This is a genomic window from Kitasatospora acidiphila (assembly GCF_006636205.1).
Taxonomy (GTDB): domain Bacteria; phylum Actinomycetota; class Actinomycetes; order Streptomycetales; family Streptomycetaceae; genus Kitasatospora; species Kitasatospora acidiphila.
In genome coordinates, this window is the sequence record NZ_VIGB01000003.1 from 1,295,870 (window position 1) to 1,310,027 (window position 14,158).

At 70.7% G+C, this 14,158-nt stretch carries 12 protein-coding genes and 2 pseudogenes; 13 read left to right on the plus strand and 1 reads right to left on the minus strand.

The annotated features are described in order from the left end of the window. Positions 1-1,205: 1,205 nt before the first annotated feature. The 6 genes and pseudogenes from E6W39_RS41050 to E6W39_RS44485 form a co-directional block, all read left to right on the plus strand. Positions 1,206-2,477 (plus strand): hypothetical protein, encoded by a 1,272-nt coding sequence (locus E6W39_RS41050; RefSeq protein ID WP_228718001.1) that lies wholly within the window; start codon positions 1,206-1,208, stop codon positions 2,475-2,477. A 36-nt stretch (positions 2,478-2,513) separates the two neighbouring features. After that, complete coding sequence (locus E6W39_RS06625; protein ID WP_141632728.1) at positions 2,514-3,155, plus strand: hypothetical protein; 642 nt, start codon at positions 2,514-2,516, stop codon at positions 3,153-3,155. Positions 3,156-3,259: 104 nt separating this feature from the next. Beyond that, positions 3,260-5,051, plus strand: a pseudogene (locus E6W39_RS06635) (type IV secretory system conjugative DNA transfer family protein). Positions 5,052-5,147: 96 nt separating this feature from the next. Further along, positions 5,148-5,384 (plus strand): hypothetical protein, encoded by a 237-nt coding sequence (locus E6W39_RS06640; RefSeq protein WP_228718002.1) that lies wholly within the window; start codon positions 5,148-5,150, stop codon positions 5,382-5,384. Then, on the plus strand, positions 5,384-6,565 hold the full coding sequence (locus E6W39_RS06645; RefSeq protein WP_141632731.1) for a DnaB-like helicase N-terminal domain-containing protein: 1,182 nt from the start codon (positions 5,384-5,386) through the stop codon (positions 6,563-6,565). The genes E6W39_RS06640 and E6W39_RS06645 overlap by 1 nt, the downstream gene beginning before the upstream one ends. Continuing rightward, positions 6,553-6,758: pseudogene (locus tag E6W39_RS44485) on the plus strand (transposase); the annotation flags it as partial. The gene E6W39_RS06645 and the pseudogene E6W39_RS44485, both read left to right, overlap by 13 nt. A gap of 118 nt (positions 6,759-6,876) precedes the next feature. Here E6W39_RS44485 and E6W39_RS06655 read toward each other — a convergent pair. Further along, positions 6,877-8,169 (minus strand): DUF4241 domain-containing protein, encoded by a 1,293-nt coding sequence (locus E6W39_RS06655; RefSeq protein ID WP_181799134.1) that lies wholly within the window; start codon positions 8,167-8,169, stop codon positions 6,877-6,879. Between the two features lie 378 nt (positions 8,170-8,547). On the opposite strand from E6W39_RS06655, the gene E6W39_RS06660 reads away from it, so the two are divergent. From E6W39_RS06660 to E6W39_RS06690, 7 genes are all read left to right on the plus strand, one after another. Next, positions 8,548-9,759 (plus strand): MFS transporter, encoded by a 1,212-nt coding sequence (locus E6W39_RS06660; RefSeq protein ID WP_181799135.1) that lies wholly within the window; start codon positions 8,548-8,550, stop codon positions 9,757-9,759. 34 nt (positions 9,760-9,793) lie between these two features. Beyond that, positions 9,794-10,498 (plus strand): HAD family hydrolase, encoded by a 705-nt coding sequence (locus E6W39_RS06665; protein WP_141632734.1) that lies wholly within the window; start codon positions 9,794-9,796, stop codon positions 10,496-10,498. Between the two features lie 131 nt (positions 10,499-10,629). Further along, positions 10,630-11,199 (plus strand): DUF4913 domain-containing protein, encoded by a 570-nt coding sequence (locus tag E6W39_RS06670; protein WP_141637578.1) that lies wholly within the window; start codon positions 10,630-10,632, stop codon positions 11,197-11,199. A 97-nt stretch (positions 11,200-11,296) separates the two neighbouring features. Further along, positions 11,297-11,812, plus strand: a complete 516-nt coding sequence (locus tag E6W39_RS06675; RefSeq protein ID WP_141632735.1) for a hypothetical protein — start codon at positions 11,297-11,299, stop codon at positions 11,810-11,812. Next, positions 11,812-12,468: a hypothetical protein gene (locus tag E6W39_RS06680; RefSeq protein ID WP_141632736.1), complete on the plus strand. Its 657-nt coding sequence runs from the start codon at positions 11,812-11,814 to the stop codon at positions 12,466-12,468. Before E6W39_RS06675 ends, E6W39_RS06680 begins: the two co-directional genes overlap by 1 nt. Beyond that, positions 12,465-13,322, plus strand: coding sequence for a hypothetical protein (locus E6W39_RS06685; RefSeq protein WP_141632737.1), 858 nt, complete (start codon positions 12,465-12,467; stop codon positions 13,320-13,322). The genes E6W39_RS06680 and E6W39_RS06685 overlap by 4 nt, the downstream gene beginning before the upstream one ends. A 17-nt stretch (positions 13,323-13,339) precedes the next feature. Beyond that, complete coding sequence (locus E6W39_RS06690; protein WP_141632738.1) at positions 13,340-14,155, plus strand: winged helix-turn-helix transcriptional regulator; 816 nt, start codon at positions 13,340-13,342, stop codon at positions 14,153-14,155. The last annotated feature ends 3 nt before the right edge of the window (positions 14,156-14,158 follow it).

Here is a 14,158-nt window from a genome sequence, read left to right on the forward strand (position 1 = left end):
TGTCGTCCCCTCCCTCCTACGGTCACCGTCGCGCGAAGTAGCCCGCGGCGAGACTGAACAAGGCCGTCCCGACGCTGACCACCCCTCGCACAGGAAACCGTTGGACGCGCAGGTAGAGCCCGCCGCACCGGAGTTCGAGCGCGGGCGGTGGTTCGTTGGTTCCCCTGCTCTCGGCCACGTCGCCTGGAGGCACGGCCTGTTGATGCAGCTCGGACATGGTGAGCGGGCCTTCCGCTTGGACGGAAGGCGGGTCACTTAGGCAGCTAGTACGGCGCTCCCCAACGCGCTGCGGTGGTGCCCGCCCCGGTAAGTGGTCACGGGGAAGGCAATGTTCGGGCCTCGGGGTGTGATCTGTGGTGACTCTTCGATCGGTTCGGGTTGCCACACAGGGACGTCGGCGGCACGGGTTCGGGCCAGCGAGCCAGACAGCAGTAGCAACAGGGCTCGGACCAGAAAGCGCAGCAGACAGACGACTAGCTCTGCGAGTGCAGCGAGGAATTCTCGTACGGCTGGCTGGCGCCCCGTTGCTGTATTGATAAGTCGCAAGCGAGCAGCTGCGTTCTTCACTCGGTCCGCCGCCGACTTCGAAACCCCGCGAACGCTTCGCCCAGCACGCTGTACGAGGGCAACGTCGAAATCAGGGAAGATATCGACCTCGACCGGTGGCTTGTCCGCTGTACGCAGGGTACGGATGGTGAGTTTCTGGCCAGGGAGCCTCATCGCATCCCCGATGGGACCGCGTTCGAAGTACAACGAACGCAGCGTCCTGGCAAGTTCTTCGATGTGCAAGGGATCTAGCTCGAAAGCCTCTGTGCCGTCCATCTTCACTCCTCGGCTGCGAGCGATTGCGGGGAGTCTACCGCTGTCGGCCGCTGTGTCTCGCCCGTTCCAGTGAAGGATCGCTCGTGCCGTGTATGCCCAGCCCCTTGCTAGACCTCTGAGTGACCGGAGTTGACCGCCCGTGGGGACCGTTGTGTCGCCCATGAGCGGGAAGCCAAGGCCTTGCGCGGGAGCACTGCTGGCCGGGGCTACTCGACTTGTTGGCAGCGTATGCGGCGGGCGCTCCTGTACCGGCACCGTGGTGTCCGCTGTGTGGATTGGTGGCGTCTACCACCGTTTTCCGGCCGGGCCAAACCGGCGGATCTGCGGATTCTGTCCCTGTCGGCCCGACCTCCGGGCCCGAGGACTGTCCGAGAGGGGACGCCGTGATCGCCCACCTGCAGCGCGCCACCAGCACGGCCGCACTGATTCCCGCCCTCTACGGGCCGGACGACCCCCGTTACCGGGTCCGTCCCCGGCTGATCATCGCCGACTACCGAGGCGCCGACAAGCAGCTACCGTTGTTCGGCGACCCGCAGGAAGTCCTGGGTGGTGGTGTGCTGGACGCCCCGGCGATGCGGATCGGCGCCCGCGCACCCGAACGGCCGCTGTGGCTGTGTTCAGTGCGCACCGACCCCCGCCAGCCGGACCTGACCGACCACCAGTGGGCGGGCGTCGCCCGGCGCCTGGTCGCCGCCACCGGACTGGCCCCCGACGGCGACCCGGACGGCTGCCGGTGGGCCGCGATCCGCAACCTGGAGCGCTCGGTGCACATCGTCGCCACTGTCGTCCGCGAAGACGGCTACATCCACGGCTCGTACCGGGACGCCTTCCACGCGCAGGCCGAGTGCACCCGCATCGCCACCGAACTCGGCCACCTCCCCCAGTCCGTACCCTCCATCACCACCGCCAAGGACTACCGCATGCCGACCCCGTTCATCACCATCAGCATCGAGCCCAGCGGCAGCGTCGTCGCCAAGGGCTCCAGCGACGACCTGTCCGCCACCCTGCTACGAGCCGCCGGGTTCCGCGAGATCAACGACTGGCACGGCCGCCGGCACCGACTGCCCACCACCACCGACCGCTCCGACCGCATAGCCATCGCCGCCCATGCCGCCGAGATGCTGCGCGCCGCCCGCTACAACGTCGACCTCGACCCCCAGCTCGACACCGGCCGGCTCACCACCCCCACCGACCCGCACGGGCTGAACACCGCAGGCGGACAGATCCTCCAGCTCTCGGACCAGATTCGCGGCGCCACGACCTTCGCCGAAGTCGCCGGTGTGCTGGATGAGTTGCTTGACCCCGACGACGGGGTTCTCACCCTTCTCCAGGAGGCCCTGGAGGCCGCCAGCGAGCAGATCACCGATCTCGATCCCGAGGAGTTCGCTCTCGCCGACCTCTTCGGCCTCGCGTCCGACCAACTCATCACGGCCCAGGGCGAGCTGGCCTGGGCAGTCGACGAGGTCGAGCGTTCCCGGCCCCAGGGGGTCCACGCCGACACCGGCCTGTCCGCCGCGCCCTACCCCACTGCCGCCACGAGCGCGGCCCGCGCCGCCTCGCCGACCGTCACCGCACGCGCCGTGCATGCCACAGCTCCTGCCGCCGCCGCACCCCCGCCGGCCGTGAGCCCCCAGTCCGCAGGCCGCGCCCGCTGACCACCCACCCCGCCCCACCCATCAGAGAGTTGACCCATGCCTGAGCACTACTCGTCGATCGGCGAGGCCATCGGTGCCGCGATGCAGCACAACATCCGCCTCGCCCACGGACCCGATACCGACCCGCCTCTCCAGGTCCGCTACTTCCCGCCGCCTGCCGCCGACCCATACTCGATGCCCGGCATGATCTCGCGCCTCGAAGTGACGGCGAGCCCGCAGGACGTCGCCGGAATCGTCGAGGAGACGACCAGTGCCCTCGTCGGTCCGCTACCCCAGCTCACCGAACTGGTCGCCGCCTCAGCCGACTGGGCCAGGGCCAGGCTCAACTTCGACGACCCCAACAACTCGAGCCCCTACAACCTGTGGGTCCGGCTGGCCTCCGCCCACCAGATGCTGACCCTCGCCCAGCAGGACCTGGAAGGCGCCATCGGTGCCATCGCCGCCGCACCGGCCGAACTCAGCCACCCACGGCACCACGACATCGTTCAGGTCCTACGCACACGAGAGCTCCTGCACGACGTCATGGGAGCCGGGCGGACGGAGACCGCCAGCGAGGAGAAGCGGCAGCAAGCCGCCCTCGCCGGTTCCCCCACCGCCGCCCCTCGCCCGGTGAACTCCGCAACCGCGGCATCACCGCCCACCGCTGCCGCGCCCCGTACGACCGGCTGCACTCGCTGAAACGTCCCTCCACCCCCGCCCCGAAGGGAGATTGGTCCCGTGGCGATCCGTACGAGATCCGAGCCCGCGCCGCCCCCGCCCGCTCGCACACCCCAGGAACCGCCTTGCCTTCCCCGCGTACCAGCGCGCCGTCAACCACCACCGGGTCCGACGCGCTCCTCTACCTCCTGTTGGGCGTCCTCGGCGCCGCCCTCGCCTTCGGCTCCCTCGCCTGGCTGACCGGCAACCTCACCAACGCCCTTGTCGGCCACGGGCCATGGACACCGTTCCGCGCCACTGACGCCCTGCTGCACCCCAACGTGCTGTGGCCGCACCTGAGCGCCACCGCCGTACTGGTCGGCGCCCGGATCGTCCCCGGCCTGCTCACCCTGGGCCTGGCCATCACCGGCCTGGTGCTCTGGATGCGCTGGCGCGGCGGCGCCAAGACGGGCCTGGCCCGCAAGGCCGATCTTGCCCCGCTGCTGGACAAGGACGTCACCGCCAAGGCCCGCAGCCTGCGCCCGGGTCTGAACGACCGGGAGTGTAAAAGAGGTCGCACCCGATGACCGGGGCATCCTGGTCGGCACGCTCTCCCCCGGCAAGGCCGAGGTTCGCGCCTCCTGGGAGGACGTGATCGTCGCGATCATGGCGCCTCGCTCCGGCAAGACGTCCGGCCTGGCGATTCCCGCGATCCTCGCCGCCCCCGGCCCCGTCCTGCTGACCAGCAACAAGGCGGCCAACGACGCCTACACCACCACGGTCGACGCGCGGGCGAAGGTGGGCACCGTCTGGACGCTCGACCCGCAGCAGATCGCTCACCACCCGCGCGAGATGTGGTGGGACATCCTCGCCGATGCCCGCGACCTCGCCGGCGCCAAGCGGCTCGCCGGACACTTCGTCACCGCATCCGTGGACGAGTCCAGCGGCTCCGACTTCTGGTCGACCGCGGCGAGCAACACGCTCGGCGCACTGTTCCTGGCCGCCGCCAGTCACCGGCGCCCGATCACCGACGTACTCGCCTGGCTCGCCTCCCCGGCCGACCGCACCCCCGTCGACCTGTTGGCCGATGCCGGCCACCACGCCGTTGCCGCCCAGCTCCAGGGCACCGTCTCCGGCGCCACCGAAACCAGGGACGGCATCTACGAAACGGCGCGGCAGTACGCGAGTTGCCTGCTGGACCCGGAGATCGCCGCATGGGTCACCCCCACACCCGGCCTGCCCGAGTTCGAGCCGTTCGACTTCGCCACCTCCCGCGACACCCTGTACCTGCTCTCCAAGGACGGCGGCGGCTCCGCGTCGGCGATCATCGCGGCGGCGGCCGACGCGGTGATGCGCGCGGCCGTCATCGTCGCCGAACGCTCCGGTGGACGACTCGACCCGCCCGCGTTGTGCGTCCTGGACGAGGCCGCCAACGTGTGCCGCATCTCCGATCTCCCCGACTTGTACAGCCACTTGGGCAGCCGGGGCGTCATCCCGATGACCATCCTGCAGTCCTACCGGCAGGGCCAGCGCTGCTGGGGCGATACCGGCATGGACGCCCTGTGGTCCGCCGCCACCGTCAAGGTCATCGGGTCGGGTATCGACGACGCGGACTTCGCGGACAAGCTGTCGCGGCAGATCGGCGAGCACGACGTGCAGACCACCTCCGTCTCCACCTCCGACGGCGGCAAGTCCACCTCCGTGTCGATGCGCACCGAACGCATCCTGCCGCCCGACGCCATCCGCGCGCTACCCAAGGGCAAGATCCTGCTGTTCGCCACCGGGCTGAAGGTGGCGATGCTCGACCTCAAGCCCTGGTTCAAGGAGCCCTCCGCCAAGGAGATCGGCCCGGCCTCCGCCCGCGCCACCAAGGCCATCACCGAGCGCGCCCTCGCCAAGGCCACCACTGACCGCGACGACTTCGGGCTGGCGACGTGAGCCCCGGCCGCTGTACTCCTCCTCGGTCCGGCGTCCTCGCGACCGCCGAGCTCACCCTGGCCGCGTGAACCCCGCTACCACCACAAGGAGTTACCCATGCTCGACCCCACTCCCTTCGCTTCCCACCTTCCCCGCTCCGATCAGCTGGCAGGCTCCTCAGCCGTCCGCCGGGGAAACCAGTGGTGGCTGGTCACCGGCGCCGAATCGATCCTGGCAACCGATCCGACCTTCACCGGTGAACTGGACCGATTCGCCTCCGCGTTGGCCGCAGCCGACGACGAGGTCGCCCGGCTGCGGGACGAGCGGACGGCTGCCCGAACGGACGGGCCGTGATGGACGCGCTGCTCAAGGGCGAGCAGGCCGTGCTCGGCGCGGTCCTGCTCGACCCGGCCCAGCTCGACAGGCTGTCCTGGCTGACGCCCGCCGACTTCTATCGCCCCGCCCACCGAGCCCTGTTCGCCGCGATGCGGACCGTGCGCACCAACGGGCTCCCCGCCCTCGATGCCAAGGGCAACGTGCCGCTGTCGTGGGTGACCGACATCCTCACCGAGGCTGGCCGCCACGTACGCGGCCTGACCGCCTCGTACCCACACACCTTGATCGCCGCGTGCCCGCGCGCGCAGAACGCCCCCGTGTATGGCCGGATGGTGCTCGAAGGCTCCATCCACCGCACGGTGCTGGAGCACGCCGTCCGTCTGGAGCACGTCGCCCGGACCGAAGCCGACCGGCAGGAGGTCGAGGGCGTTCTGCACCAGGCCGATGTCCTGACGGGCGTGCTCGGCGATCTGGCCCGCCGCTGGGGCTCCGAGCCCCGACCGGTCCCCCTTGCCGGAGCAGCGGCAAGCTCGAAGCCGTCGCCGGTCGGGCCCGAGGAGACCGAGGAGGAGCGATTCCTGCTGGCCGTCCTCGTCAGCCAGCCCGGGGCGATGGCAGAGGTGTACGACTGGCTGCGGCCCGGTGACTTCGCCGACGCCGGCCATGGCCAGGTCTACCGCTGCCTGGGCGCCCTCCATCACCGGGGTGAGCCGATCGACAACGTGACCGCCCTGTGGGAGGTCCAGCGGCGCGGCCTGCTGGCTGGCGGCACACTCTCGCAGGACCAGCTCGACGACCTCTTCGGTGGACCGGGCGCCGGCTCGGCAGAGTGGCTCGGCGAGCAGCTTCTGCGGTCCTCTCTGACCCGCACAGCTGCCGGCGCCGCGCTGCGGATCGCCGCCCATGCCGATGATCAGCGACTCGCTCCCGGGCAGTTGATCGGCCATGCACTACACGCCCTCGACCCGCTCGACGACATCCGCGCCCGCTGGGGCAAGGCCGGCTCGCCTCCCCAGCCGCAGCCGCTGCCGGATCAGTCGGCTCGCGTCAGCGCCGCGCTGACACGCAGCCCGCAAGGACGGCCCAGCCACCGCAGGCTTCCCGCTCCGCAGACCGACCTCAAGAGGCCAGTTAGAGCCGCCCAGTCGGCCCCGCTGCGGCCGCATGGCTCACCCCTTCCAGGTCCCCGCCGACCATAAGGACGATGGTGTACTCCACGAACATGATCGAGTCGATCAACTCCGGGCTGCGGAAGGCCACCGCAACCGCGGCCACTTCCCGCCCGAACAGGCCGCATTGAAGGTGCTCTACCTCGCGGCCCCGGAACTGATCATCCCCAAGGCGCGCGACGCCAACCACGTCGCCGCACCGTGGAAGGGGACGCTGAACCAACGCCGCCCTGCGCCAGCTCGTCGGCATTCTGCACGGCTGGCTCAAGACCGGCACGATGTACGACGATGCGACCGCCTGGTCGCATCACTCCCAGGTACTCGCTGCTTGATGCCCTGGCTCATGAAGTCAACGGTTCCATATAGCCGACTTCGAAACGGTCCGCCACTACGACCGCCGTGACCTCGCCTGTGTCGTCACGTCCCACCCAGACCGGGTAGACGCCGTCTCCGCCCAACATGAAGGTGACCATCTCGGCCCCGGTGACGTCATTGGTCACCTTGCTGTAGCCGCCATCGATGTCGTGGATGTCGTCACCACCGCCGGAGGTAAGGTCCCGCATGTAGCGGCGGCCCAGTTCGGTTCGAGCAGCGAGGTCGACGAAGCAGCCTGTGGCGGAGTCGACGCCGAAGCCGAAGTACTGGCCGTCACGCAGCAGCCTCACGTCCATGCCTGGCGGGACTGCCATCGTCCAGCAAGCGGTCGGCTTCTGGCTCACCACCAGACGCACGGCAAACGTGTCGCGGGCGGCGAAGCGGTCGCCGAACATCTCGCCCTCGTAGCTGGCACCGGTCTCCTGCACCGGATAGACGCCGGGCGGAACTTCGATCACCAGCGGCTCACCCTCCGTGCCGTTGGGCAGGTACGAGGGATCGCAGACCGCCAGCTTGCCTGCTGGCAAGGCGATCTCAGTCACCGTTCTCACCGGCTCGATGGTGAGCGGCTCCGACCGATACTGATGCGTGAACCTGAACCCTGGAGTGAACAACTCCTCGGGCCAGGGCGCAGCCGCCGGCACCGGCGGCTGCCAGCCGAAGGGCCCTGCGGCACCAGTGGCCGGCTGTGGTGCGATGTCAGATGTCTCCTCGACGAGCTTGAATGTTCCCTTCAACCCGAACTGGGGTGCCGCCAGCAGGTGTGCCCAGCGCCCGAATTCCGGAAGCGGCAGCCACCACCGGTCACGCGGCAGGTCGACCAGCGTATGCCTTGAGCCGCCGCCGCGCCCGCGTGGGTACAGGCCTTGGCTGTTTTTCCCGTCCGGATACAAGTCGACGGTCCGTCTCAAGGCTTCGTCAGCGAGATCGGGGAGATCCTCCTGCTCGTATCGCCACTCGGCCAGGTGGCGCAGGAACAGCCTGCCCGGCTCCAGCTTGCGCAGGTCGGCTTCGAACGCCCGGCGGCCCAAGCCGTCGAACTGCCAAATGCCCAGGTAGTGGTCAGCCCAGGCAACATGCAGCACAGCAACGGGAAGCTCTTGCCCCAGGGCGGCGAGCACGACGGCGTACGGCTCGCCTACCGCGTCTCGCCGGGCGGCTTCCCCTCGGGGGATTGGACGGACTGTCGAACGAGTCGAGGGATCCCACCCGTCGCCGTAGAACGCTTCGACGAGCACGTCGCTGTGCACCTCAGTCATCTCTGCCTTCCATCGAGTCATCTGCTCCACGGATCACCCTAGAGATCGAGTCCGACACGGGATCTCCCGGTGGCGAGCCGGACCGGAAGCCCGATGGCAATTCGCCTGGGCTGCGATAGCGAGTCGCCCATCCGTGCGGCGAGGTGACCGCTTGTCCAATCTGGCCTCACCACTCGCTGTTTGACACCCGAGCCCGTGGGAGGTCTGTCGAGAGGGGGCTTGTACCTCCTTTTTCCGGCCAGGCCAAATCGCGGATTATCCGGACTCTTCTCCCCGGCAGCCGCACGAACCGAGAGGGCTGTCATGCCTGCGTATGCCCCGGTCCACCGGGCGCCTGCCCGCGCACCGCCGATGCCGCACGACCGAAGGACCCCTTCCTTGCGCACCACCCCCGCCGCCTCCGGCCCGGCCCAGGACAGCAGCTACCGGGCTGTCCTGGGCACCCGCCACGTCGCCCGCCTGCTGGGCGGCACCCTGATCGGCCGGCTTCCCACCGGCATGGCGCCGATCGCGATCCTGCTGCTGGTGCGGACTGAGCACGGCTCGCTCGCCCTGGCCGGACTGCTCGGTGCCCTGCACGGGCTCGCCGCCGCGGTCGGCCAGCCGCTGCTCGCACGCCTGGTCGACCGCCAAGGCCAGACCCGCGTCCTGGTCGCCTCCACGCTCATCGCCAGCGCCGGGTTCCTGCTGCTTCCGTGCACCGGGCCGGTGCGCCACCCGGTGCTCGCCGCGCTGACCGTCCTGGCCGCCGGGCTGGCGACGCCGCCACTGGAGGCCGGCCTGCGCGCCCTGTGGCCGGTGCTGCTGCCCGACCCCGAACGCCGACGCACCGCTCTCGCCCTGGACAGCAGCTCCCAAGGCCTGGTCTTCATCGCCGGCCCCCTGCTGGCCACCAGCGCCTCGGCCATCATCGGTGCCCACGGCGCCCTCGTGGCGACCGCGGCGCTCGGCCTGCTCGGCTCCGGGATCGTCGCCTCCACCGCACCCTCACGGTCCTGGGTGCCGACCGCCGCTGCGGGCCCGGCGCACTGGCTGGGCCCGCTGCGTGTCTCGGGCCTGCGTGTCCTGTTCGCCGCGCTGTGCGGGACCGGAGTCGCCCTCGGCGCGGTGAACGTGCTCGCGCTGGCCGCTGCCGAGCGCCACCACGCCGGGTGGCTGGCCGGGGTGATGCCCGCCGCGCTGTCCGTCGGCAGCATGCTCGGCGGCCTGGCCTACGGCCGACGCGCCTGGGCCGGCGCCCCGGCCCGGCACCTGGTGGCCGCCTCGCTCGGCTTCGCCGCCGGGTGGCTACCGCTGCTGAACGACCCGGTGCCCGCCGTCGCCGCCCTGGTCGCCGTGCTGCCCGGCACCTTCCTCGCCCCGCTGCTGACCGCCGCGTTCGTGACTGTCGAACGCCTCGCCCCCGACGGCGAGACGACCGAGGCATGCGCCTGGCTCATCGCTTCCATCGGCGTCGGCCAAGCCGCCGGCACCGGCCTCGCCTCCCTCGCGAACTCGGGCGGGCCGCTGCTCGTCGCCCTCGTCCCGCTCGCCGGGGCCTACGCCGCGCTGTGGCTGCTGCGGCGCTTCAACGACCACCTCCGTGCCTGACCACCCCCACACCAGCTCAGCTGAAAGAACCGCCATGAACACCACCTTCGCCACCGCAACCTCCCGCTCCGCCATGCATGTTGTGTGGGACTGGAACGGCACGGTCAAGGACGACCTCGACGACCACGTCAACGCGCTGAACGCGACGCTACCCGCCCTCGGCGGCGACCTCGTCGACCGGGAGACCTACCGGGCCAAGCACACCGTGCCGATCCCCGCCTTCTACGCCCGCCTGCTGGGACGCGAGATCACCGAGCAGGAGTGGCTGGCCAGCGACGGCGCGTTCCTGGACCACCTGCGCGCCCAGCCCGTCCGGATCCGGGACGGCGCCGTCGAGTTGATGACGGCCCTTCACGAGGCCGGGCACACCCAGTCGCTGCTGTCGCTGTGCCCGCACGACACCCTGCTGCGCGAGGTCGAAGAAGCCGGGATCGGCTACTTCTTCAACCGTGTCGAGGGGCGCACCGGCCCGTCCGGCGGCACCAAGGCCGCCCCGCTGGCCACCCACCTGGACGCGCTCGGCCTCACCGGCCAGGGCCACCGGGTGCTGCTGGTGGGCGATGCCCTCGACGACGCCGACGCCGCCCACGCCAACGGAGCTACGGCTGTGCTGCACACCGGCGGCCTCCACCACCCCACCAAGCTCGCCGCCGCCGGCCACCCCCTCGCCGACACGCTCGCCGAGGCCGTCGCACTCGGATCGCGCCTCGTCGCCGACACCCATCTGGTCTGCGTCTAGCACGAATTGGCGTCCGGACCAAACCGCCGTATCTGCGGATCCTCTTCCCATCCGACCTCTGGAGTTCGCCCGTGACCTGCCGAAGAAGACCAGCTTCGCTGCCGCCCTTCCTGTCCGCCCGAACCACCTGGATGTGCCATGTCCGCCCCGACCGCCGGTGCCCCGAGCCCGACCCAATCCGTATCCCCGACGCGGACCTCGACGACCTCGTCAGCACCCTCGCGAAGACCATCGCCGAGGTCCGCCAGCACGGTATCCTCCTCGACCGCCTCGGCGCCGACTCCACCGCGCACGGCACGGAATCCCCCGAGGCCGAACCCGACGGCCCGGCCTCGGTGTTCATCCTCGCTATGGGCGGCGCGGAGTACGCCGCCGAGCTGGCCGCGCTCGGCAACTGGGTCACCCACATCCTCCTGCCGACCTACGGCCGGGAGATCAGCTCCACCCGCCCCTGGTGCTCGCGCTGGTATGAGCACCAGGAGGCCGTCGCCCGCCTCCACGGGCTGTGGCTCGCCTGGCAGCAGCTGACCGACGCGGAGGCCGGCCTCACCGGCCCCTCGACGTGGCACCGCGACCACCTCGACCACGCGCTCCTCCAACTGCGAGCCCCGGACGGTCCGTTCGCCGCGTGCACCACCAGCCCGGCCCGGCCCAACCACCGCGTCCTGAGCACGCCCGACCGGCTGGGACTGGCCGCATGACGAACGTCCTCTTCCATCACGGTGTCCTGGCGGCAGGCCTTGTCCCGACCGCTGCCGACATCCCCGTCAACTCCCCGCAGTCCCTGGGAAGGTCACTGTGAGCCGCGCCAAGTTCGCCTTCGCCGCGCACCCCGACGCCATCGCCGACCTTCGCCAACTCCCCGAGCCCATACGGGACCAGGCCCTGCTGCACCTGCAGGACCTGGTCCACGGCGAGCGCGTCGCAAGCCGCCTCGACGGGCGCCTGGAGGGCTTCCACAAGATCGTCCTCGGCGCTGGAACTGACTTGGCCAGCCACCGCCTGGTGGTGCAGTTCCGCGACGCCCCACCCACCTCCACGCACCCCCGCGAGGTCTACCTCGTCGCCGCCGGCCCCCGGCTCGACTACGCGGTCTACCGCTCCGCCCAGAACCGCCTGGGCCGCACCGGGCTCACCCTGACCGACGACATGGACCCGGAACAGGAAGCCCGCATCCGGGCAACCCAAGAAGCCCGCGTCCGGGCAGCCCGCGCCCGCTCCGCGAGCTACCCGCAGAACCGCAGCCCCGCCGGCACCACCTACACCACCACCTCGCCCGGCTTCGCCCTTACCACTGCCCGAAAGGCCCGCTGATGACCACCACCGCCACGCCCAGCCGCTCCGACCTGGCCGGTTGGCTCACCGACGCCGCCCAGGCCGTCGCCGCCATCCTCACCGCCGAATACTCCACCCCGGCCACCCGCTCCTACCTCCACCCCGTACTCGGTCCGCTCGCCGCCGGACCCCGCGTAGTCGCCGAGCTGAACCTCCGGCTGGAGAACCTGCTCGACGAGCCACTGCCGGCCACCCCCGTCGGCCTGTTCACCCTCGCCTCCTACGCCTCCGCCCTGGGCTGGCTGACCGAGTCCCTCGCCGAACTCACCACGGCCGTGGACGCGATCTGCACCCGCGCGGGCATCCCCGTCCTGAAGCCCGGCGAGGCTGTACTCAGCCCGGACGAGGACGACGAGGGCTTCGACTACGCCTTCAGCGCCCTGGAGTTGGCCGCGATCCGCAGCGCCGCCGAGGCGGCCGGGATGACGCCCGGCGCCTACATCGAGCTTCTCGCCGACGCCCTGCGGGCCGCCGCTGCCATCACCGACGCCTGCATGGAGATCAGCAGCGGCCTGATCGAGGACGCCCAGGACATCCTCGCCGAGGCCACGAGCGACGTCCGGATCGGCGACGGCCCCGGGAGCCTGCCCACCCTGATCCGCTCCCTGCTGGCCCGCATGGAGGCAGCCGAGTGAACCCCCACGACCCGCATAAACGCCCCGGCGCCCACCGCGTCTACTCCTGGCTCGGTGCCGAGGATCCCCGCGCACTATCCGCCAACCACCCACCCGACAGCCCGAGTTACCACCTCGCCCGAACAGTCGCCACCGCCGCACGGGACGTCGACCTCCTCCACCGTGACCTCACGATCCGAATCCAGCGCGTGATCGAGCCGCCGGAGCCAATCGCCCGTGAAGACCACCCCACCATGCGCGAGGTGACCAGCGTCATCCAATCCGCCGGCTTCCAGATCGAGTTGATCGCCACCCGGCTCGGCGCGGCACACGAGCAGCTCACCCGCGCGATCTACGCCTACGAGCAGCGTGCTGAAGCAGGACCACTGCCGCCAGAGCCCGTCCGCAGGCACGGACGGGACAACACTCCCGTCGCAGGCGACCAGTCGGCGGATGCCGGGTTCGCCCCGCTCAGCACCGCAGCCAGGGACGATCCGAAGGGCTTCGACCGACGGGCGTTGCAGGAGATCAAGCGCGGCGATCTCTGGCTCCAGGAGGACCCAGTCAGCGGCGAGAAGTTCCTCACCTACGGCAGTGGCATGGGCGCCGACCCATTCCCGGAGACGGTTGCGGATCTGATCGCGGACGGCCTCGTCATCGCCGACACCAACCCTGCTCCGCACCAACCAGGCCGCCTGCTCTCGCTGACACCACAAGGCGAGGACGCCCTCGCCGCCCTCGAAGCCTCGTACGCCGCCGACCGCCGGCGAGTTCTCTCGGCGCTCCACCGCAGCCCCGCCCCCGCCCCGCGCATCGCACCCGTACCGAGCGCTGCCACGGCGCCCCTGCCCACGCTTCCTTCCCGCACCCGCTGATCTCCGGAGAAACGATCATGACCGTCCAGCTTGCCACCACCACCTCCGCCGCGATCACCGTCGCCGATCCGCAACGCGTCGAAGACGTCCTGCGCCGGCTCTCCCCGAGGTGGACCACCCAGGTCGTCCACACCATCGCCAAGTACGGCCCGGAGATGCGGGTGCGCGACCTCACCCAGCACCTCCCGTCGGTCGGTCAGCCGTTCGTGAGCAAGCGCCTGGCCACCATGCATGCGGCCGGCCTGGTGGTGCGCGACGCCGAGTTCGACCGCACGGCCCCCTACCGCCTCACCCGACAGGCACTCACTCTCGGTCCCGTGTACCGGTCGCTGGCGCAGTGGTCCGCAGAGAACGTCGCCCAGGGCCGCTGGGGGCGGGAGGACCGGATCGAGGACGCTCTGCGCCGCCTGCAGCCGCTCAACACCACCAAGGTCGTCCAACTGCTCTCCGAGGAAGGCGCCACGCGCTTCACCCGTCTCGCCGAAGCTGTCGGCGTCAAGGAGCAACTGATGGTGCCCCGACTCACACAGCTCCAGGCCGACGGCCTGGTCACCCGCACCGGCCCCCGGCACGGCGATCCGTACACCCTCACCGAGGCCGGACGCGCGCTCGGCCCGGTCTACGCGGCGATCCAGCGCTGGGACAACCGCCACTCGCCCTCACCTACAGCCCCGGTGCCGACCGCTGTCCGCACCCTCACCGACCCGGCCGTTGCCCGCACAGCAGCAGCCCTGCGCCGAACCGCGGTGCCGACCGCGCTGTTCAGCCACGCGCAGCAGCCCCGGATACCCGTGGCCGTCGTGACCGCCTCCGGCCCCGCTCGCGGCCGATGACCC

Excerpts from the sequence above, each read along its gene's own strand:
- E6W39_RS06625 (WP_141632728.1), top strand. The coding sequence starts at position 2,514 with ATGCCTGAGCACTACTCGTCGATCGGCGAGGCCATCGGTGCCGCGATG.
- E6W39_RS06665 (WP_141632734.1), top strand. The coding sequence starts at position 9,794 with ATGAACACCACCTTCGCCACCGCAACCTCCCGCTCCGCCATGCATGTT.
- E6W39_RS06640 (WP_228718002.1), top strand. The coding sequence starts at position 5,148 with ATGCTCGACCCCACTCCCTTCGCTTCCCACCTTCCCCGCTCCGATCAG.
- E6W39_RS06655 (WP_181799134.1), bottom strand. The coding sequence starts at position 8,169 with ATGACTGAGGTGCACAGCGACGTGCTCGTCGAAGCGTTCTACGGCGAC.
- E6W39_RS06690 (WP_141632738.1), top strand. The coding sequence starts at position 13,340 with ATGACCGTCCAGCTTGCCACCACCACCTCCGCCGCGATCACCGTCGCC.
- E6W39_RS06645 (WP_141632731.1), top strand. The coding sequence starts at position 5,384 with ATGGACGCGCTGCTCAAGGGCGAGCAGGCCGTGCTCGGCGCGGTCCTG.
- E6W39_RS06680 (WP_141632736.1), top strand. The coding sequence starts at position 11,812 with ATGACCACCACCGCCACGCCCAGCCGCTCCGACCTGGCCGGTTGGCTC.
- E6W39_RS06670 (WP_141637578.1), top strand. The coding sequence starts at position 10,630 with ATGTGCCATGTCCGCCCCGACCGCCGGTGCCCCGAGCCCGACCCAATC.